Here is a 19,426-nt window from a genome sequence, read left to right on the forward strand (position 1 = left end):
TCTTGTTCATCTTCGCTCCTTAAAGGCTACGATGAACCAGAAACCCTCCGTTGTTCAAATCGCCATATCTGTCCCATAGGTGCTGACGTCAGACAAGTAGGGGTGCGTCTGTGGCTTCACGCCGAGAGGGTTGAATTTTCGATTATAGGCGTCGACGAACTCTTGCGGGATGGCGTAGCGGACAAGTACGCCCTTGGCCGCCTTTCGTGTGGCAATCCATTCCTTGTCTGGCATGTCGAATCTGCCGATGCTGGACAGCGCGATGGCCACCAGCTTGATGATGTCGTCCTGCGAGACGCCTGTTCTGGCCTGGTGCTCCTCGATCTCGGAGAGGTATTTTTCAGCGATGTGCAGATGCGTTTGCGGGCTTTGAGAGACGATCGTTTTTTTCTTTCTCTCCGTTCCCGTTCCCCTCGCCGCCGCCGCTGTGTCAGGTAGCTGGACAGGGTTCGCACTTGATTGGTCAAGGCGCTTCCTGTCACCAATATGAATGGCCGCGCCTGTTGTGTCGGGGTGTAGGACCTGCGCTTTGGGTTTAGGCATCCTCGGCCTCCCAGACATTGTGTGACAGGACATCGTTCATCACCTGCATCGCCAGTTCCAGAAGTTCGGTGCTGTGCCCGGCGGTGATCCGGGCGCCGTCGTAGCCCTCCGAGATCTGATGCTTGATGATCTCGCCGAGCGGTCCCTTGTCTGTCATCATGGCCAGTGTGGCGCGATGTGGCACCATCGTCTTGACGACCGGAAGATCCTTCCGCGCGCGCTCGAGATATTTCCGCCCGGTCACCGAAAGCCGCGACAGGTTCTTGATATTGTTTGCCACGAAACAGTGCGAAGGCCGCGGTGACCCCGCACCAAGACGGAGGTAGAACGCCTCCATCCACTCGCGTGTGGCGGCGGCAGAGACAGCGTCCGGCTGCGACAGCTGCAAGGGGGACATGACAAAGTCCGACACGGCCAGCAACTGGTCCAGCGCTTTCGTGGCGAAGCCGGGCGTGTCGAGAAGGACAAGATCGGCTGAGCGGGTATCATAGGCGTCAATCCTTGGCCTTTATATAGGGCACAGGTTATCGTAACGCAAATTTTTTCCCGACAGGCCGTTTGTTCATGACATTTTCCCGTACCCCTGACACCCGTGAAGAGGCGGCCTCCAAGCTGCCAGCTTTGCATGTGCTGATTTCCATGGGGTGGGAGTATCTTAACCCCACCGATGCACTCGCCTTGCGAGGGTCGGAACGCGGTGTGTTGCTGGAGCCTATCTTGCGGGAACGGCTCAAGGGGCATCGGTTCGACTTCAAAGGCCAGACCTATCCGCTCTCTGCTGGTGGCATTGATCAGGTGGTGCGCGAGATCAGCGCCACGGGCCTGAACGAAGGGCTGATCCCTGCAAATGAGGCGATCTACAAGCACCTGACGTTGGGCATCACGGTCACCGAGTTCGTGGATGGCCAGCGCACTTCCGTCACTGTGCCATTGATCGACTGGGCGGACCCCGCCGCCAATATCCTTCAGGTCACCGAAGAACTCAGCGTTGAGCGGCCTGCTGGCATGGGGCGGTTTCGGCCCGATGTGGTTTGTTATGTGAACGGCATCCCCCTGGTGGTGATCGAGGCGAAGCGGCCCGTGTCATCGACCAAGGACAAAGCGATGGTGGATGAAGGCATCAGCCAGCACCTGAGAAACCAAAAAACCGACGGCATTCAGGACCTCTATGCCTATTCGCAACTGCTGCTGTCGATCTCTGGCAATAATGGGCGCTATGGCACCACGGGCACGGATAAGAAGTTCTGGGGAGCATGGACCGAGGAAGAGATCACGGAAGGTCAGATGCAGGCCGTGAAGTCCACGCCCCTGTCAGAGGCTCAGAGAGAGGCGCTGTTCGCCGACAAGCCCAAGTGGATGCGCGACGACTTTGACAGTCTCCACAGCGGACCCGTGTGGCCCACAGAGCAGGACAGGCTGATCATCAGCCTACTGCGGCCTGACCGCCTGCTGGATTTCACCAGACGGTTCATTTTCTTCGACCGGAAACTGGGCAAGATCGCGGCGCGGTATCAGCAGGTACAGGGGGCCAAGGCCATCCTGACCCAGGTATCCCACCAGAAGCCCGATGGCAGCCGTGAGGGCGGCGTTATCTGGCACACCACAGGTTCGGGCAAGTCGAACCTGATGGTGTTCCTGACAAAGGCGCTGCTGTTGGACGCAGAGCTCGCCGGATGTCGCATCATCATTGTCACAGATCGTGTGGACCTTGAGAAACAGCTTGCGGCAACGTTCATGACGGGTGGGGCCTTCGGGTCTGCGGTGGCGACCAAGAAGGAGGGTGAGACCTCCAAGGTGCAGTCCGGTCGCGATCTGGCCAAACGTATTGGTTCTGGGTCAGAACGGATCATCTTCACGCTGCTTCAGAAGTTCAACTCAGCGACCAAGCTGCCGGAGTGCAAGAACACCTCTGACAAAATCATCGTTCTGGTCGATGAGGGGCATCGCAGCCAGGGCGGCGAGAACCATGAGCGGATGCGGCTGGCACTGCCCAACGCAGCCTTCATCGCCTTCACGGGAACGCCGCTGCTGAAAGAAGACAAAACCCGTAACAAGTTCGGCCCGATCCTTCACGCTTATACCATGCAGGATGCCGTCGAGGACGGAGCGGTCACCCCATTGGTTTATGAGGAACGTCGGCCCGTTGTTGATATCAATGATGCTGCTATCGATTCTTGGTTCGACAAGATCACAACCGGGTTATCGGACAGCCAGAAGTCCGATCTGAAGCAGAAGTATTCCAGCCGTGGTCAGATATATGGAGCGGCCAATCGTATCGACCTGATCGCCTACGACATCGCGATCCATTTCACCGAGAACTTTACCAAGCTGAAGCTCGGCTTGAAGGCGCAATTGGCGACTGACAGTAAGCTGTCTGCGATCCGGTACAAGAAAGCACTCGATGAAACTGGCCTCGTGACCAGCGCGGTTGTGATCTCGGCCCCCGACACCCGTGAAGGTCATGATGATACAGATGATGCAAAGACACCTGAGGTGCAGACCTGGTGGAAAATGAATGTTGGCAATGATGCGGACGTCTATGAAACTGATGTCATCGAACGGTTTGGCACCGATGGCGCACCGGATATCCTGATCGTCGTGGACAAGCTGCTGACCGGCTTTGACGAACCCCGAAACGCCGTCCTTTATATCGACAAACACCTCAAGGGTCATAACCTGCTTCAGGCTATCGCGCGAGTGAACCGTCTGCATGAGGCCAAACAATTCGGGTACTTGATCGACTATCGCGGGATTCTTGCTGAACTGGACACGTCGATCCAGGATTACGCGGACCTCGCTTCACAAACCCAAGCCGGATACGAGATCGACGATCTCGCGGTGTCACCTGCTTGGAGAAAACGGGACCCGCCTCGTCGTGGCAACCGACCATCTCGTCTCTCCGACGTTCGAGTGCGGACCGCCGCGACAATTGCAGCTGATATCAAGTCAGTCTCCAAAGATTCCCAGATTAAAATGCTAAAGTGCGTCAGAACGACTGCATTATTACATTTTAGTGCTAAGCGACAGCGCCTCGCCTGCGTCACCGGGGTTCTGGTGCAGTACGGCATAGATCGCGGCTTCCCAGGGCTCGTCAAGGAACTCATCGCATATCGGACCCGTTTTTCGATCCGTCAGTTGACGTCCTGCAGCGAAAGCACGCGGCTGGCCGACAATTCTCCGGCCTCCGAAAGGATCGGGTATGACACCGCCGCGATATGCGCGTTGATGCGTTTCAGGTCACGCAGAATATCAAGATGCAGGGTCGTGGATCCAAGCGTTTCGGGCTGTCCCGCCTGCAGTCGCGCGATATGGCGCTTCTGTGACCGCTCCTCGATCTGACGCACATGGACCTTCTCGGCCGTCAGCCGCCGCGCGAGAGCGATATCGCGGCTGTGGAAGACGGATTGCGCCAGTTCGAGGTTCAGCAGGGTCTTGCGATAGAGCTCACCTATCTCTTCCTCGCCCGCCGCAGAGAATTTCACCTGCCGCTCTGCTTTCTTGCGCGCCATCTCTGACAGATCACGGTCAATGATGTCACCCACGTGTTCAAGGTTGATCGCGTAGGACAGGACTTCGCGCATGCGCGCACTGGCGCTCTCCGGCAGTTCCTTGCGACCCAGCCGAAGGAAATACATCTTCACCTCGGACAGCGCGGCGTCGACACGATCGTCGAGCCTGGCGATTTCGCGGCTGGCCTCCGGATCGTCGACCAGCAGGGATCGCAGGTTGAGCTCCATCATCAGGGCGACATTGTCGCCGATCCGCAAGACCTCGCGCACAGCGCCGCCAAGCGCCAGTGCGGGCGTGTCGAGCGCCGCGTCGTCAAGATAGGACGGCGCGCCCTGCTCGGCATCAGGGTCAGGCCAGATCTGCCTCGTGATGCGCTCGAACGGACCCAGCAGAGGCAGGAAAAGCAGCAACAGGATGGCATTGAAGCCCAGGTGCGCAACGATGGCGATACACCCCACCGAAGGCAGAAGGTCCGCCAGCAACGGCCCGGTGAAGCTAGCCGTGACCAGCGCGACCAACGCGCCGGTTCCCCTTACGGTGAGGTTCCCGTTGACGAGCCGTCTTGCCTCGGGTCCTTCAGAGGCCACGGCAAGGCAGGGCAGCACAGCGCCGCCCAGGTTGGCACCGGCCACCAACGCCACCACCAGTGACGGGGTAATCGTTCCGGCCTCGGCAAGCATGGCGATGAAAAGCACGACCGCCAGGCTGGATGACGAGGCGAAGGCAAGTATTGCGGCCAGAAGCAGGCCAAAGATCGGTCCCTGATCCAGCGCCGAGAGAATGGCCGCGGTGACCTCGGCCGCTTGCAACGGTTCGGTGGCGGTGCCAAGCAGATCCAGCGCAAAGAGCATCAGCCCCAGCCCGATCAATGCCTCGCCGATGCCGCGACCCCGCGCCAACCGGCTGCGCGAATGGGTCACGACGCCGGACAAGACAAGCACCGGCGACAGCCAATGCAGATCGTTTACCAGTATTGCAGCTGTCAGTGCGGTGCCCAGGTTGGCCCCCAGAAGAACCGCCTGTGCCATGCGTGGCGCGACGATATTGCGATAGACGAACGAAGCCGCGATCACTGCCGTCGCAGTCGAGGATTGCACCAGAATGGTGGCGAACAGGCCCGATATCGCGGCGACAACGCGGTTGCCGGTACCCTTCGCAATCCCCTGGCGCAGCGATGCGCCAAAACCCGAAAGCACGCCTGATTTCACTATGCGCAAGGCCCAAAGCACCAGCGCACCGGCACCCAGCAGTTCGATAAGCTGAAGGGCCGAAGTCATGCCGCCCCCCAGCCGAATGGGCACCGATTCGGACCGTCGTCAGCTTTCGCTTGAGGCCTGCAGGGGCAGACACTAAGTTGCCGAGTGAACATAGTTACAACCATTTGCAAAGGCAGTGCATGACCGGACCGACCACGCGCCGCGGCGACAGAGCCTCTTATGTCAGCGCCAACGAGGTAGCGGAACGCGCCGGCGTGTCCCGCTCGGCGGTATCGCGCACCTTTTCCGGTGCCGGCAGCGTGGCGCCTGCGACGCGGCGAAAGGTCCTGAAAGCCGCCGAAGAACTCGGATATCATGCCAACATGCTGGCGCGGGGACTGGTGGGCGAGCCCTCCAAGATCGTGTGTCTGATCGCGGCAGATGTCGGCCAGCCCTACCACAGCGCGATGATCGACAAGGTCACCCGGCAGCTTCAGCTGCACGGCAAAGTGGCCATGATCATCAATACCGGCGGCGATGAGGACAGCGTCAGCCAGGCCCTGCGGCAAAGCCTGCACTACCGGGCGGAGGCTTCTGTCGTGCTGAGCGGGGCACCGCCCGCGAAACTGGTGCAAAGCTGTCTGTCGAACGGCCAGCGCGTAGTGCTGGTCAACCGTGATGATGATGCCGAGGGGGTCGAGCGCATACGCATCGACAATACCGTCGCCTGCCGCGAAGCGCTGGCCTTGCTGCGCCGGGCGGGTTGTACGCGGCTGGTCTGTGTTTCGTCGCAGGCACGGACCACGTCGATCACCTCGCGCGAAGAGGCCTTCTCCGAGGCGGCCGCCGAGCTCGGGATCGAGATCGACGTCACACGGATCGGCCCGACAAGCTACGACACCGGGCTCGAATCCGCGCGGGTGCTTCTGGGGCGGTCCAACCCGCCTGACGGGGTGTTCTGCGTCACCGACCTTCTGGCCTTCGGCTTCATGGATGCCGCGCGCAACATCTTTGGCATCGATATCCCCGGCGATCTCTGTGTCATCGGCTTTGACGACGTGCCGCAGGCGCGCTGGTCGGCCTATGAGCTGACGACCTTTCGCCAACCCATGGATGAAATGGTCGAACGCATCGCCGAGATCCTGACCTCGGATTCCAGCGGCAGCGACTCCGCGTTCGAGGTTCTCCCGGTCTGGCGCAAGACTGTTCGGATGGGCTAGCACGGAACAGCAACCGCCCGGAGTCGATCAAGAGCCGCCCGTTTGTTGTCAGCGCCGCCCAGCAGCAGCCCGAGCGTGCGCAAGAAGACGACAACAACTGCCTCGTCCGATCCCGGCGCAAAGTCCCGGTGGCCATAGGTCCGCATCAGCTCTGTATAAAGCGCATGCCGCTCCGGGCTCACGTCGGCCACGGCACCGCCCCCGGCCTCGCGCAACCTGTACCAGTCAACGAAGACATCGGCGGCGGGAATATCTGGCAGGCCCATCTCGACAGGTCCCAACCGCGAGACCATATCGGCCAAGCTGTCGTTCTCCACCATCGTCCGCATCCCGAGCGGCCAGTCTTCGGACAGACGCCGTTTCAGCACGACGGTACGGAACTGCCGGTCGAGAAACTGCCGATAATCCGCCGCATCCATTACCGAACTCCCGTGCCTCGTCCGGGCAGCCTCGGCGCGGTAGCGGCTGAACCAGGCATCGAAATCCGGCACCGCGTCCAAGGGCCGATCGCCAATACTCGCACCCTCGGCGGAAAGTTCAAGGCATTTCCAGCCTGCGGGATAGGACACGGTCGAGGGAACCGAGACATTGACCAACCCGCCTTGCTCCGCCTGGGCCGTGGAGTCCACGTGCCAGTGGCCGCTGAAATGCGATTGCAGACCGGTGGCCGCGATGGCCCGTGTCACCTCGGGTTCCGGCATCCTGCGCGCGCCCGCGCGCGAGCCGGGCAGTCTTGCCAGTTCCGTCGTGCACCCGTGGAAGACGTCGACAACCGGGTAGTGAGAGAAGGCCACCAGCCGCTTGTTCGCGGCCCCTGCCCGCCCTGCCACGTCGCGCATCCAGTCCAGCAGGTAGGACTTGTGCCGCAGGACGGCGTTCCAGCCTTCCTTGCTGCAATCGCTGTACCCGCCCTGCCCGTCGGGCAGGTAGACATTGGCGTCGATGGACAACAGCCACAGACCCTCGACCGGCTCCACGAGATAGGAAAGATCGCAGGCGGACGCGCGGCGGGCCGGATCGGGTGCCGTGCCAAAAGGGGTTTCCCAGTGGAGGTCGGCGCGCTGCGGGTGATAGCCAAGCTCGCCAGCACAGGCCATCATGTCGTGATATCCGACCATGCGCATACCCGGGCAGATATCTGCGCCCTCGCAATGCGGAAAGTCCCGCCCCGCACACGCCCGGACGCCGCCGTCGGCATCCACCATGTTTTTCGCCAGTGGCTTGCCGGTCATCGACCACTGGTCGTGATTGCCGGGGGTTGCGAAAAAGCGGATGCCGTGGCACCGGGTGTAATCGGCCAGAAGGTCGGACACCGCTTGCCAGTTCGCCGGTTGCCCGTCATCCGTCAGATCGCCCACGATCATGCACAGGCGTATCCCCTCTGCCGCAACCGCGTCAAGCGCGGCGCGAACCGCGGCCTCGCTTTCGTTGAAGACGCGGGTCGAATGCAGGCTGTCGGCCAATGAGCGCACGAAAGCCGGCACACCTGCAGGCTCACCGAAACGGACGTCGTGCAGATGTGGATCGGACAGGACGGCGATACGGATCATTTCGTCTGGCCGGTATCCGCCTGTTCGGGGTCGCGGTGGCCGATCCGGTCAATCCAGTCAGAGGCCGTGCAGGCCGCTTCGATCAGCATCGGCTTGGGTGCCTCGAACCATTCGTCATGGCGCAGCTGGCGCCGGATGCGGACATGCTCCAGCGCGGCGTCCATCGTCGGATAGCGGTCCGGCATCTGCTTGTGCAAAAGCAGCGCCACCAACGCAACCGACCTGCTGCGCCCGCCGCGACAGTTCACCAAGACGTTGCCGCGTTCGCGCAGCGGATAAGAGGAGCGTTCCGGTAGGATCTGCGACAGCGCGCCAACAAGCTGATAATACCCCGCCAGCATCATCGTCTCGGCGTTTCCCGCGCCATCCACGAGGCCAAGTTTGTAATAGCGAAAGGCCCCGTGCCCATAGGTCAGGTGGCCCTCTCCGACGGATGGGTCCGGCGCATCGACAAGGTTCACGTCAAGATTGACCGCGCAATTGATGACAGTGCTGATCCCCCGCTCGCGCAAGAGCGGCAGGTTCGACATGCCTTCACGACCGCCGACATAAACCGCGACACCATAGGGCTCGAGTCGCTCCTCGATCAGGCTGATCTCGGGGCGGTCGTAGTGGGGCACGTTGCTTTGCGGAGAGGTCTGGTTCATGCGATCATCCTTGCACGGTCAGTTGAATTCGAGTGCGACGCCAGCGGAATACCCGTCGACGCGCTGATTTCGGGTGCCAACGCGGGCACGACGGCCAGCACCGCGCCACCGTTGCTCAACCCGTCCTCGGGCAGATCACTGACACGGCCACCGGCCTCTTCGACCAGCAGCAGACCGGCCAGGCAATCCCAGGCGTTCATGTGAAGTTCGGCATATCCGTCAGAGCGGCCATCTGCGACATATACCAGCCCCAGCGCGCCCGACGCACCCCGGCGCACGTTGGCACCATGATCCAGCAGCCGGTTCAGAACCGAAAGGTATTCCTGCTGCGGGCGTCGATTGTTCCAGCCAAGCTCCAGACAGGCGGCGGCAAAGGTGCGGGTTCCGGCCACGTGGATGGGCTGCCCGTTGCAGGATGCGCCCATGCCGCGCCGGGCGAACCAGAGCTCATCCGTCGCAGGCGAGAAGACCGCACCGATTTCCGTGATGCCGTCGCGCACATAGGCAACCGAGATGCAGAAATGCGGTATCCTCCGGGCGAAATTGGCGGTCCCGTCGATCGGATCGACCACCCATACCGAACGGCCCGTCACCGAGCCCCCGGTCTCCTCGCCGAGAAATTCGTCCCCGGGCAAGGCGGCGGCGATCCCGGCGCGCAGGTGTTCTTCGACAGCGGCGTCGGTCTCGGTCAGAAAATCCTGCGATCCCTTCATCGCGATTTCGTCGGTGTCGCGGCGACGGAAGCCGTCAAGGGCGATCCGTCCGGCACTCTGAATCAGGGAAAGGCACAGGTTGGCACGTTCGACAATATGCTTGTCCGCGGGTTTGGCTGCTTGGTCCATGCAGTAAAGGCTCCGTTCGAGAAAAAGCGCGCGGGCGCGGGTCTTTGGGTGTCGGCAAGAATGCGGTTCGTTGTCAGGCGGGTGCCATGGCCCCGGCCCGGCGACGGGCATCCACGGCTTCGGCGATGCGGTGCAGGGTCGGATAGCGCGCGCCCGGGCCCTGGGCCACGTAACCCGGGCAATGATGCGCCGGAGTCCCGTCCGGCTGCTTGCCCAGCGTCAGGGGATGATAGCTGCCACCGGCCCGCTCGAGTATCAGGATCGCCGCCGTGACGTCCCAGGCGTTGACGCCAAAGCCGGCGGCGGCATCGGCCCAACCGGCCGCCACGTGACAAAGGCTGAGCGCGGCGCTGCCGGGGCGGCGCAAGGTCGAGAAGGCCGAGACCAGATCCCCCAGCCCGGCCAGCGCGGAGTCCCGGCCTTCGAGCCGGAAATCGCGTTGCACCGGATAGCCGGTAATCAGCGTCGCGCGCGCCTCTTCGCGTCCCGCGGGGCAGTGCAGCGGCGCGCCGTTCAGCCAGGCGCCGCTCGTATCCGCAGAGAACATGGTCTTGGCCATCGGGTCATAGACAGCCCCGGCGGTAATCCGACCATCGACCACGGCTCCGATGGAGACGCACCAGAAGGCGAGACCCGCGGCAAAGTTCGAGGTGCCGTCGATGGGGTCCACGAACCACTTCACCGGGCCTTCACCGATTTCTCCCCCCTCTTCGCCAATGATGGCAGAGCCGGGAACCTCGGTCAGAAGATGCTCGCGGATCAAGGTCTCGGTCCGCTGGTCGTGCACGGTCACCGGGTCGTGCAGGTCGGCCTTGTAGTCCACGTGCATCTCGGCGCGGAATACCCCGGGCAGCAAATCCCCCGCCGCCCGTGCCACGGTTTCGGCGACCTCGCGCAAGCGCGCGGCCGCAGGTATGGCAGACTTGTTGGTGCCGGTCATGTCTAGCAATCCTTCGTTTCCTATGTGTCCCGGGGCCCTGCTTGGCCCCGGAGCGATGCCGCGAGGGAGGTCAGCGGCTGTAGTGGATGCGCCAGAAATCCTGCCAATCCTGGCGGGAGTCCCAGTCTGCCAGCCCGGTTGCGGAATCGTAGGCCAGCAGGTTGTCCCAAAGATCGATGATCCCCGACGGCTCGTTCGCGGGCATCGATATCGTCGAATTCGTCGGCACCTTGCCGTCCACCATCTGCGGGCCGATGCCTTCCTCGGTCAGGATGAAATGCACAAACAGCTTGGCCGCGTTCGGGCTGTCGGTGCCCGAGGCTATTAGCGCCAGCTTGGAATAGGTCCAGCCGACCCAGGGCTCCAACGTGTCGCAGATCGCCATCTTGTGGCCCTTGGCCTCAACGTCACGGAACTTGGCCGAGGACATCAGCCCGAAGAACGGGGTCTCCTGCCCCGGCGCGCCGACCGCAGCAGAGGTATTGTCGTCGCCATCGGTCACCAACGGCGCGTTTGCGCCAAGGTCGGCGACCCAGCGCTTGGTGGCGCTGTCGAACTCCGTGACCAACGGTTTGCCGTAATGCGCTTCATAGGCGTCACGGACCGCGTCGTCGTGGTGGCTTTCCATCTGGCTGAACCAGTCAGTGTAGCTTGCCTTGGTCAGCGGATCGATCATGGCGAACTTCCGAGTCCACTCCTCGTCGGTCAGCTCCCAGATATTGGAGACCGGACAACTATCATGGACCTCGGTATTGTAGGCAAAGACGTTGGCATTCGTCGTCGCGGTCATCGGGTCCTGGTAGATGGTCGGGATGACGTCGGCCATGTCGGGCGGCAGGTAGCTGTGAACGAACCCCTGCGGGATCAACTGCGCCAGCGCCGCCGGGGCGTCGGTGATCATCAGCACGTCGCCCTTGACGTTGTCGGCCTGCGATTCCCGGATCACCATTTCGAGCTGCGCCGTCGCACTGACCTTCTGGCCGATTGCGTCGAGCCCATACTTCTCCGCAAAGTTCTCGACGACCGTCACGATCTTGCCGGTGCTGTCATAGACGGTCAGTTGCGGTTCCGCCTTGGCTGCCTCGATCAGCGCGTCGAGGCCGGCCTCTTCCGCCTGGGCAAGCATCGGCACAACCAGTGCGGCACCGAGCGCCAGGGCGGCGCTGCGCATGGCGGGCTTGTTGACATTCTTCATTTCGAGTCTCCTCCCCTGATGGTCGCCGGGCGGAGGATCCGCCCGGCGCGATTGGTCAGCGTTCGTAGGTCAGACGCCAGAAATCCTGCCAGTCCTGACGCGTGTCGAAGTCCTCGACCGCCGTGGACAGGTCATAGGTCAGCAGCTGATCCCAGGCCGCGCCGATCCCCGAAGGTTCGCCATCGGGCAGACCCACCTCGGTATTGGACGACATCTTGCCGTCATCGGCCTGGGGTGCGATGCCCTCGGCCGTCATCACGTAGTGGATGAACAGCTTCGCGGCGTTCGGACTGTCCGTCCCGGACGCGATCAAGCCGACACCGGCATTGGTAAAGCCCAGCGACGGCTTGATACCGTCACACAGGCCAAGCTTAAAATCCGAAGCGGCGTTTTCGCGGTACTTGGCAGAGCTCATCAGCCCCATGAAGCCTTCTTTCTGTCCCGGCGCGCCGACGGCCTCTGCCGCGTTGCTGTCCGAACTGCCCAGAAGCGGCGCGTTTGCCGCCAGCATGGCGATCCATTGCTTGGCGGCCGATTGTTCGGACCGGTCGAGCGGCTCTTCGAAGAAATCCTCGTAGGCGGCGGCCAGTTCGTCGTCGCCGTGCGACTCGATCTGGTTGAACCAATCGGTGTAGACCGACTTGTTCAGCGGGTCCTGCATCGCCACCTTGCCGCGCCACGCGTCCTGGGTCAGTTCCCAAACGTTCGACACCGGGCAGGTGTCATAAAGCTCGGTGTTGTAGGTCCAGACATTGGCCATGGTGACAACCACCAGCGGATCCTGGTAGCGCTCTTCGATCACGTCTGCGAGGTCCGGCGGCACCCAGCTGACGCCGAATTCATTCGGCAGCAACTGCGCAATCGCGGCCGGTGCGTCTGAAATGATCGACACGTCGCCCTGCACATTGCCAGCCATCGCCTCGCGCGCCATCATCTCGAGCTGGGCATGGGCCTTCACCTTCTGGCCGACGGCATCCAGATCGTATTTCGCGGCGAAATCCTCTGCCATCGTCACGATCTTGCCGGTGCTGTCGAATACCGCCAGTTGCGGTTCGCCCCTGGCCGCCTCGATCAAAGCGTCAAGGCTGAATTCCTCGGCGTGCGCCCCCAGGGCAATCATTCCGAGGGCCATCGCGCTGGCCGTTGTGGTTACGATCCGTTTCATGTCTCTTTTCTCCTCCAGTTGATACATGCACCCTGCCCGCTTCTTTGGCGGGCAGGGTGAGGTGTCATCGGCTGTAGTGAATGCGCCAGAAATCCTGCCAGTCCTGCCGTTTGTCAAAGTCCTCGGCGGCTGTCGTGGTGTCATAGACCATCAACTCGTCCATGTAGTCCGCGACCCCGGAAACCTCTTCCGCGTTGGCGGGCACGGCGCTGTTGGACGAAACCTTGCCATCGACCGACATCGGTGCGATGCCCTCTTCGGACAGCAGGTAGTGCACGAAAAGCTTCACCGCGTTCGGGCTTTCGGTGCCGGACGCCATCATCGCTAGACCCGGATACAGCCAGCCGGCAAAGGGTGCCATCCCGGCGCAGATGCCAAGCGCGGTCTCGCCGCTGGTGTTGGAACGGAACTTGGCGGTCGACATGATGCCAAAGAACGGTGCCTCCTGGCCGACGGCACCCACCGCTTCGGCCACCGACGTGCTGTCACCCAACAGCGGTGCATTGGCGGCATAGAGACGCACCCATTGTTGTGTCGCGCTTTGCTCAGACCGGTCGATCGGTGTGCCGAAATGCGCCTCATAGGCTTTGGCCATCGCATCGTCGTGATGGGTTTCAAGCTGGTTGAACCAGTCGGCGTAATTGGGCTTTACCAGCGGGTCGAGCATGGCCACCTTGGCATTCCATTCGGGCTCGGTCAGCGCCCAGACGTTGGAGACCGGACAGCTGTCATAGGCCTCGGTCGAATAGGCCCAGACATGCGGGTCCGAGACCACGACCAACGGATCCTGTTGTCCTTCTGCGATGCCGGATGCCAGGTCGGGCGGCAGCCAGCTTTCGGCGATCCCCTCGGGGATCAGTTGACCCATGATAGAGCCGACATCGCCCGCCACGCCAAGATCGCCCACGATGTTTCCGGCCCGAAATTCGCGGATCATGAGGTCGATCTGGTCGGCCTCGTTCACCTTTTTACCGGTCGCCTCAACACCGTGGAGCTTCGTGAACGCCTCGGCGGTCCGAACGATCTTGCCGGTCACGGCATAGACAGTGATCGGCGGCTCTGCCTTGGCCGCCTCCACCAGCGCGTCGAGGTCGAACTCTGCGTCCTGTGCCTGCGTTGCGCCGCCAAGTGCGATCCCGAGGGCCAGCACGGCCAAGGGCAGCGCGGTGGTTGATTTTTGTTTTATGGTCAAGTGTTTCTCCTCCCTGAAAAACGTTGTGTCACGCGGCCGCCACCGAAAATGCGTCGTCCGCTGCTCGAATTCGGTCGCCCTGGGTGTCAAAGACATTCAGCGCATGGGCCTCTACCCGGAACCACATCCGGTCGCCCTCGCGCACGCTGGGCGCGACATGGGTATTCATGAAGATCGTGGTCCCCCCGGTTTCGAGCTCGATGATCCAGCTTCCTCCGGTGGGCAGGATCGCCGCAACACATGCCGGTGCGCCGAAATCGCCTGTGGCAAGCGCCTCCTTGCCGGAGACAAGCGAGATCGCCTCGGGCCGGATACCGACGGAACCGATGTCGAAAATCTCGGGATGTTGCTTGGCGAGAAAGCGCATCGCCTCCTGGACCAGTTCACCCGTCCCGCCAAATTCAAGGATGTTGATCGGCGGGCTGCCGACGAACTCGGCGACAAACCTGTTGGCGGGCCGTTCGTAGATATCGTCGGGCGTGCCCAACTGCTGCAACGTCCCCTCGTTCATCACCGCGATCGTGTCGGCAAGGGTCATCGCCTCCCACTGGTCATGGGTGACAAAGACGATGGTGGTCGAGAACTTGTCGTGGATCCGCTTCAGCTCGGCCCGCATCTCAAGCCGCAGGCGGGCATCGAGGTTGGACAGCGGCTCGTCTAGCAGAAGCACATCGGGGTTCACCGCCAACATCCGCGCCAGTGCCACGCGCTGCTGCTGGCCGCCGGACAATTGCGACGGATAGCGCGCGCGGTATTGCTCGATCCCCAGCGACTGCATCACGTCTGTCGTGCACTTTTGCCGCTCCACCTTGGCGACCTTGCGCAGTTTCAGCCCGAACTCAACATTCTGCTCGATGGTCAGATGCGGCCAGAGCGCATAGCTTTGAAACACCAGTCCCATGCCGCGCTTTTCCGGCGCGATAAAGCTCGCGGTCTCGGGGCAGTCGACGACACGCTCGCCCACCGCCAACTCGCCGCTCGAAAGGTTTTCCAGCCCGGCAATCATCCGCAGCGTCGTGGTCTTGCCGCAGCCCGAGGGACCGAGCAGGCACAGAAACTCTCCGTCAGCGACCTCCAGGTCCAGATGGTGAATGGCCTCGTATGCGCCGTAGCTTTTCTTGACGTTTTTAAGCGTTATTCCCGGCATGACTTATCCTCCCAGGCCTTCGGCAAGGTTTGTTTTGGTAAGTTTCTGTGCTGCGACCGTGCCGAAGTAGGCCAGCGCCGCGATGATCAGGACCACCGCGTTGGCGGCCTGTGTGTAGTTGTAGTCGACGAGCCGCAGCGAATAGGTTGTCAGCACGTCGGTGGAGGGCACCGCCAGCACCACAAAGAGGCTCAGGCCCTTGATCCCCGAGATGAACGGCAGCAACACGCCCGTCACCAGCGATCCTTTCTGGATCGGCACCACGATGCGGGTCATGCGGTGGAACCAGCCGGAGCCTGCGACCTGTGCCGCCTCTTCAGGTTCCTTGCCCAGTTGCATCATCGCCGAGATACCGGCCCGGGAGGCATAGGGCATCTGGTCTGCAATGAGCGCAAGGATCAGGATCGCCATGGTCCCGTAAAGCGCCGGAACAGGTCCGCGCTGGACCGCAAAGAGCGACAGGTAAGCGGCCGCAAAAGCGATCCCCGGAACGAGGTAGGGGAAAAACGTGACCTGGCGTAGAAAGGTGGCCAAGGGACGCAACGGAGTGCGCACCACCGCATAGCCCACCAGCAGCCCGAGCAAGCCCGACACCACAGAGGCCGACCCGACGATCCACAAGGTGTTCCACGCCGCGCTCCACAACTCGGGCGTCAACAGGATGCCCTGCTGCAACGCGACCGTGTCCAACCCGGTGCCAAGCCAGTAATCCAGCGTGAAATTTTCCCAAGTGAAGCGCGCAGGAACATGCATCACTGTCGACAGCGCCAGGGTCAAGACCGGCAGACCCACGCTGATAGAAAAGATGAGCGCCGCAAAACCGGCCGCCGGGAGCCGCAATTTGCGCAGCTGTGTCAGGCGGTTCATCGAACCCTTGGAGCCGACGGTGACGAACTTGCGCGCCTCGCGCACCAAGTAGGCGTCGATCAGCAGGGTCATGATCCCGAGGATCATGATCGAGGCGGCAAGCACACCGGCCACGCCGGTCTGTCGCGACCCGAGATTGCGATAGAGCGAGGTGGCAAGCACGTCGAACTTCACCGGCAGGCCGAGCACATAGGCAACCCCGAATTCGCCCAGGCACTTGGCAAAGATCAGCACGATGGCCGAAATCAGTGCGGGCTTCATCAAGGGCAGTATGATTGACCAGGCAATGCGGCTGCGGCTGGCACCCAGCATCTGCGCGCTGTCTTCCAGCTGGCTGTCGAAGCGACGCAGCGCACTCCCGAACAACAGGATGATGAACGGTGTGTAGTGCAGCGCCAGAATGATGGTGATCGGCACCTGCCCGTAGGCCAGCCAGTCCGGCGGCGTGAAACCCATGGCCTCGAACCATCCCTGCTGGCCACCGACCGTGCGATTCTTGAACAGGGTTGTCCAGGCCAGCGCGAAGGTCCAGGCCGGAAGCATGTAGGGAACGATCAGGGCCGTTGCAAACCAGCGCCGCGCGAACATGTCGGTGCGGCTGATGAGCCATGCGAGGATGCCGCCAACGAAAAGCGACACCGCTATGGCACCCAAGGCAACGCTCAGCGTGTTCCTCAGCGGCTCCCAGAACATGTCGCGGGCGATGGGCGAGAAAAACGTCCTGTTCAGGTAGTAGCTCGTCCACTCTCCGACTTCGGTGTCGGTCCGGCGGGCGTCGCCGAATTGCGTCTGTACCGCGTCGAGCAGGATCGAGATGATCGGCACAACGATCAGATAGGTGAACAGCGCCGCCATGAAGAGCCCGATCAGCGTCGTCGGCTCCCGCATCGCGATCCGGGTCCGGTATCGAAGCCGCGTGATCCGACCCGATCCGCCGGTCTGGCCGGAAATATCCGAGGCCTTGCTCATTGCGCTCCCCCTAATACTGCAATTGCTTGCACGAACGTCGTCCGCCGCATTCCACCCTCCCATAATCTCCAATCACGTCAGTTATTTGACAGATCCATACCAGCGCACCCCTCTGCACCGTTTAAACGCACTCAACTGCAAATCGGCCGAGCAAGAAGCAGGATTGCAGGGGAGACCCCTGCTTGTCAAACAAATACTGATAATAATGGTCTAGTGTGCAATATACTAATAGTATATATCTATTGTTTTTCAATATCTTACAATCTTCATAAACGATATATCTATTTTTAATGCACCTATGTGCATATGGCGATCAAGTCTAGCTTCGCAAAGCCTTTGGCTTCCTCAGGCAGGAAGTTCACGTACGTGGGGTCTGATGCCGGAGAGTGCAGGATCCTACGCTCTCATGAGCGTTTTCAGGTATTCTGACACAATTAATCTATCCCGCTGACACGGGTTGGTCAAAGATGTGGCCTGTGCAGGCGCTAGAGACGGTGGCCGAGCCGGTGATTATCATGCACTCATCCGCAGATTGGTTACCGTTTGACCAAATTCGATACGGGTTACCTCTCTCTAGCCGATATGCAACGTCGCGCCCAGATCGGCCTGAACAAGGGCGAAGCCCATCACGCCCTCAAGAATGCGCTGGGTATTGGCCGCCAAGGTGAAATTCGCGACGGGACAACCGAAGGGCAACATTTCAGGATGGCCGGGCTGAACCTGCTCACCACCCCCATGATTTACTGGAACACCAAGCACCTCGGTCAGGCTGTCACAAGCCGCCGCCGCAATGGGTTGGATGGCATTGCCAACTTGTTCCGCCGACATTACCGGACTATTTTGGCGGCATGAGAACTCCGACCAGTTTGCATCGCCTCAAGGGTTTCCGATACCCTCGCGAAATCATTGCCTACGCTGTTTGGGCGTACCACCGTTTCGCGCTGAGCACGGCTGACGTCGAGGACCTTTTGGCTGAGCGGGGCGTGATTGTCAGCCGGGAAGCCATCCGGTTGTGTGTCAATCGATTTGGTCGGCATGTTGCGAATTGCATCCGGCGCGATCGCCCCCGCCCCAACGACAAATGGCATCTGGACGAAGTCGTTGTCCCGATCGGTGGCAAGAAGCATTGGCTGTGGCGCGCAATTGACGCGAATGGCGACGCTCTCGATATACTTTTGCAAACAGGCTTCGTTGCACAAACCCGATGTTAGCCAGGGTTCCCCTTTCCCCGGACGGATTTATGCTACGGGCTCGGTGACGGGTATGCCAAGTGCAGTGTAGCTGTTGAGGACGGAGATACGGACGTGGATCTCTGCGACCTGCCTTTCGAAGTCCCTCGCCATCAGTGATTGGCCGAGTAGTTTTATACAATGCATCTTCGTTTCGACGCGACTTCGGCGGTGGTATCCACTCCAGCTCGCCAAAGTGTCCGGCCCAGGTATCGTTGTGCATTGACCGCGTCGTTTCGGGCAACAGCTCCGGCGCTCGTCCATTGCCCGGCAGTGCATGCCAGCATGCACGATAGGGGGTTTCCAAGGCTTGGCATTCTTGCGCGGCGGGATCACCGCATGGGCATTTCTGGCGGCAATCGCCTCATGGCATTTACGGGTGTCATACGCCCCATCTGCGGTGACGCTGCCGATGTCCTGATCGGATGGGATTTGGTTCAAGAGTTCGGGCAGCATGGGAGCGTCACCGATGTTGCTGCCAGTGACCTCAACGGCCCGAACTTCCAGAGTTTTCTCATCGATCCCAATGTGTATCTTGCGCCAGATGCGCCGTTTGGAGCCATCGTGCTTGCGTGCATTCCATTCGCCTTCTCCTTCGGCTTTGATACCGGTGCTGTCGATAAGGAGGTTCAGCGGACCCTTGGATCCGCGATGCGGCAATCTCACGCTCAGTGTTCGCTGGCGGCGACATAAGGTGCTGAAGTCCGGCACAGCCCAGTTCAGTCCAACCAACTGCAACAGGCTCTGGACAAACCCAGTCGTCTGCCGAAGCGGCATACCAAACAAGACCTTCAGCGTAAGGCAAGTTTGAATTGCGGCGTCACTGAATTGCTGTTGCCGACCACGCTTGCCGCTTGGCGGAGGCGTCCAAACCATCTCGGGATCAAACCAGATCGACAGCGATCCGCGTTGCTTCAGCGCTGTGTTGTACGAAGGCCAGTTCTTGGTCTTGTACTTCGTAGGGGCCCAACTGCTCATGCCCTCCAGCTATCATACTGGACTCCCAACGTGAATCCCGGTCGAGATTTGTGCAACATGTATAACCGCCCCTTGCGCAAGAGGATTCTTCAGAGCTGATTTTGGCGTGTCATCGGGTGCTGACATGTATCCGGCCTCATGATGCGGCTTCGCACATGCCGCGGGCCCGTATGGTGTTCGAAGGTCGGGTCCAGATCAAAGCCGCGTGCTCGATGGCACTCTGTTGCACACTGGTT

Annotated in this window: 14 protein-coding genes and 3 pseudogenes; 4 read left to right on the forward strand and 13 right to left on the reverse strand. The window is 61.2% G+C overall.

What is annotated here, in order from left to right; translation table 11 throughout:
* Nucleotides 1–54: 54 nt before the first annotated feature.
* Complete coding sequence (locus tag B8991_RS19220; RefSeq protein ID WP_084354915.1) at nucleotides 55–543, reverse strand: hypothetical protein; 489 nt, start codon at nucleotides 541–543, stop codon at nucleotides 55–57.
* Entirely contained in the window at nucleotides 536–940 is a 405-nt protein-coding gene (locus B8991_RS19225) for a hypothetical protein (protein ID WP_179141553.1), read from the reverse strand. Before B8991_RS19225 ends, B8991_RS19220 begins: the two co-directional genes overlap by 8 nt.
* A gap of 167 nt (nucleotides 941–1,107) precedes the next feature.
* On the opposite strand from B8991_RS19225, the pseudogene B8991_RS19230 reads away from it, so the two are divergent.
* Nucleotides 1,108–3,327 (forward strand): annotated as a pseudogene (locus B8991_RS19230) (type I restriction endonuclease subunit R); the annotation flags it as partial.
* A gap of 347 nt (nucleotides 3,328–3,674) precedes the next feature.
* Here B8991_RS19230 and B8991_RS19235 read toward each other — a convergent pair.
* A complete protein-coding gene (locus B8991_RS19235) occupies nucleotides 3,675–5,330 on the reverse strand; it encodes a Na/Pi cotransporter family protein (RefSeq protein ID WP_084354917.1) in 1,656 nt (551 codons plus the stop codon).
* Nucleotides 5,331–5,449: 119 nt separating this feature from the next.
* Here B8991_RS19235 and B8991_RS19240 point away from each other — a divergent pair, with 119 nt between their 5' ends.
* Nucleotides 5,450–6,469 (forward strand): LacI family DNA-binding transcriptional regulator, encoded by a 1,020-nt coding sequence (locus B8991_RS19240; RefSeq protein WP_084354918.1) that lies wholly within the window; start codon nucleotides 5,450–5,452, stop codon nucleotides 6,467–6,469.
* On the opposite strand, the gene B8991_RS19245 is transcribed toward B8991_RS19240, so the two are convergent.
* The 9 genes from B8991_RS19245 to B8991_RS19285 form a co-directional block, all read right to left on the reverse strand.
* The gene (locus tag B8991_RS19245) at nucleotides 6,466–8,019 is read right to left on the reverse strand and encodes a metallophosphoesterase family protein (protein WP_084354919.1); all 1,554 of its coding nucleotides are present in this window, start codon (nucleotides 8,017–8,019) and stop codon (nucleotides 6,466–6,468) included. The two genes, B8991_RS19240 and B8991_RS19245, sit on opposite strands and share 4 nt — an antisense overlap.
* Nucleotides 8,016–8,666, reverse strand: a complete 651-nt coding sequence (locus tag B8991_RS19250; protein ID WP_084354920.1) for a dual specificity protein phosphatase family protein — start codon at nucleotides 8,664–8,666, stop codon at nucleotides 8,016–8,018. The genes B8991_RS19245 and B8991_RS19250 overlap by 4 nt, the downstream gene beginning before the upstream one ends.
* A complete protein-coding gene (locus B8991_RS19255; RefSeq protein WP_084354937.1) occupies nucleotides 8,663–9,508 on the reverse strand; it encodes an inositol monophosphatase family protein in 846 nt (281 codons plus the stop codon). The genes B8991_RS19250 and B8991_RS19255 overlap by 4 nt, the downstream gene beginning before the upstream one ends.
* A 73-nt stretch (nucleotides 9,509–9,581) precedes the next feature.
* The gene (locus tag B8991_RS19260) at nucleotides 9,582–10,448 is read right to left on the reverse strand and encodes an inositol monophosphatase family protein (RefSeq protein ID WP_084354921.1); all 867 of its coding nucleotides are present in this window, start codon (nucleotides 10,446–10,448) and stop codon (nucleotides 9,582–9,584) included.
* Nucleotides 10,449–10,518: 70 nt separating this feature from the next.
* Complete coding sequence (locus tag B8991_RS19265; protein WP_235866704.1) at nucleotides 10,519–11,643, reverse strand: ABC transporter substrate-binding protein; 1,125 nt, start codon at nucleotides 11,641–11,643, stop codon at nucleotides 10,519–10,521.
* 55 nt (nucleotides 11,644–11,698) lie between these two features.
* Nucleotides 11,699–12,808, reverse strand: coding sequence for an ABC transporter substrate-binding protein (locus B8991_RS19270; RefSeq protein WP_084354922.1), 1,110 nt, complete (start codon nucleotides 12,806–12,808; stop codon nucleotides 11,699–11,701).
* A gap of 64 nt (nucleotides 12,809–12,872) precedes the next feature.
* Nucleotides 12,873–14,000 (reverse strand): ABC transporter substrate-binding protein, encoded by a 1,128-nt coding sequence (locus tag B8991_RS19275; RefSeq protein ID WP_143514673.1) that lies wholly within the window; start codon nucleotides 13,998–14,000, stop codon nucleotides 12,873–12,875.
* A 28-nt stretch (nucleotides 14,001–14,028) separates the two neighbouring features.
* Complete coding sequence (locus B8991_RS19280) at nucleotides 14,029–15,147, reverse strand: ABC transporter ATP-binding protein (RefSeq protein ID WP_084354924.1); 1,119 nt, start codon at nucleotides 15,145–15,147, stop codon at nucleotides 14,029–14,031.
* A gap of 3 nt (nucleotides 15,148–15,150) precedes the next feature.
* Nucleotides 15,151–16,983, reverse strand: a complete 1,833-nt coding sequence (locus B8991_RS19285; RefSeq protein ID WP_084354925.1) for an ABC transporter permease — start codon at nucleotides 16,981–16,983, stop codon at nucleotides 15,151–15,153.
* Nucleotides 16,984–17,550: 567 nt separating this feature from the next.
* On the opposite strand from B8991_RS19285, the pseudogene B8991_RS19290 reads away from it, so the two are divergent.
* Together B8991_RS19290 and B8991_RS19295 are read left to right on the forward strand one after the other, a co-directional pair.
* A pseudogene (locus B8991_RS19290) lies at nucleotides 17,551–17,938 on the forward strand (Tn3 family transposase); the annotation flags it as partial.
* Nucleotides 17,832–18,167, forward strand: a pseudogene (locus tag B8991_RS19295) (IS6 family transposase); the annotation flags it as partial. The pseudogenes B8991_RS19290 and B8991_RS19295, both read left to right, overlap by 107 nt.
* A gap of 54 nt (nucleotides 18,168–18,221) precedes the next feature.
* Here B8991_RS19295 and B8991_RS19300 read toward each other — a convergent pair.
* On the reverse strand, nucleotides 18,222–19,190 hold the full coding sequence (locus B8991_RS19300) for an IS5 family transposase (protein WP_235866705.1): 969 nt from the start codon (nucleotides 19,188–19,190) through the stop codon (nucleotides 18,222–18,224).
* Between the last annotated feature and the right edge of the window lie 236 nt (nucleotides 19,191–19,426).

This window comes from Primorskyibacter flagellatus (assembly GCF_900176485.1).
Lineage (GTDB): Bacteria > Pseudomonadota > Alphaproteobacteria > Rhodobacterales > Rhodobacteraceae > Primorskyibacter > Primorskyibacter flagellatus.

Excerpts from the sequence above, each read along its gene's own strand:
- B8991_RS19265 (WP_235866704.1), bottom strand. The coding sequence starts at position 11,643 with ATGAAGAATGTCAACAAGCCCGCCATGCGCAGCGCCGCCCTGGCGCTC.
- B8991_RS19285 (WP_084354925.1), bottom strand. The coding sequence starts at position 16,983 with ATGAGCAAGGCCTCGGATATTTCCGGCCAGACCGGCGGATCGGGTCGG.
- B8991_RS19255 (WP_084354937.1), bottom strand. The coding sequence starts at position 9,508 with ATGGACCAAGCAGCCAAACCCGCGGACAAGCATATTGTCGAACGTGCC.
- B8991_RS19220 (WP_084354915.1), bottom strand. The coding sequence starts at position 543 with ATGCCTAAACCCAAAGCGCAGGTCCTACACCCCGACACAACAGGCGCG.
- B8991_RS19240 (WP_084354918.1), top strand. The coding sequence starts at position 5,450 with ATGACCGGACCGACCACGCGCCGCGGCGACAGAGCCTCTTATGTCAGC.
- B8991_RS19270 (WP_084354922.1), bottom strand. The coding sequence starts at position 12,808 with ATGAAACGGATCGTAACCACAACGGCCAGCGCGATGGCCCTCGGAATG.
- B8991_RS19250 (WP_084354920.1), bottom strand. The coding sequence starts at position 8,666 with ATGAACCAGACCTCTCCGCAAAGCAACGTGCCCCACTACGACCGCCCC.
- B8991_RS19260 (WP_084354921.1), bottom strand. The coding sequence starts at position 10,448 with ATGACCGGCACCAACAAGTCTGCCATACCTGCGGCCGCGCGCTTGCGC.
- B8991_RS19225 (WP_179141553.1), bottom strand. The coding sequence starts at position 940 with ATGTCCCCCTTGCAGCTGTCGCAGCCGGACGCTGTCTCTGCCGCCGCC.
- B8991_RS19235 (WP_084354917.1), bottom strand. The coding sequence starts at position 5,330 with ATGACTTCGGCCCTTCAGCTTATCGAACTGCTGGGTGCCGGTGCGCTG.
- B8991_RS19300 (WP_235866705.1), bottom strand. The coding sequence starts at position 19,190 with ATGAGCAGTTGGGCCCCTACGAAGTACAAGACCAAGAACTGGCCTTCG.
- B8991_RS19280 (WP_084354924.1), bottom strand. The coding sequence starts at position 15,147 with ATGCCGGGAATAACGCTTAAAAACGTCAAGAAAAGCTACGGCGCATAC.
- B8991_RS19245 (WP_084354919.1), bottom strand. The coding sequence starts at position 8,019 with ATGATCCGTATCGCCGTCCTGTCCGATCCACATCTGCACGACGTCCGT.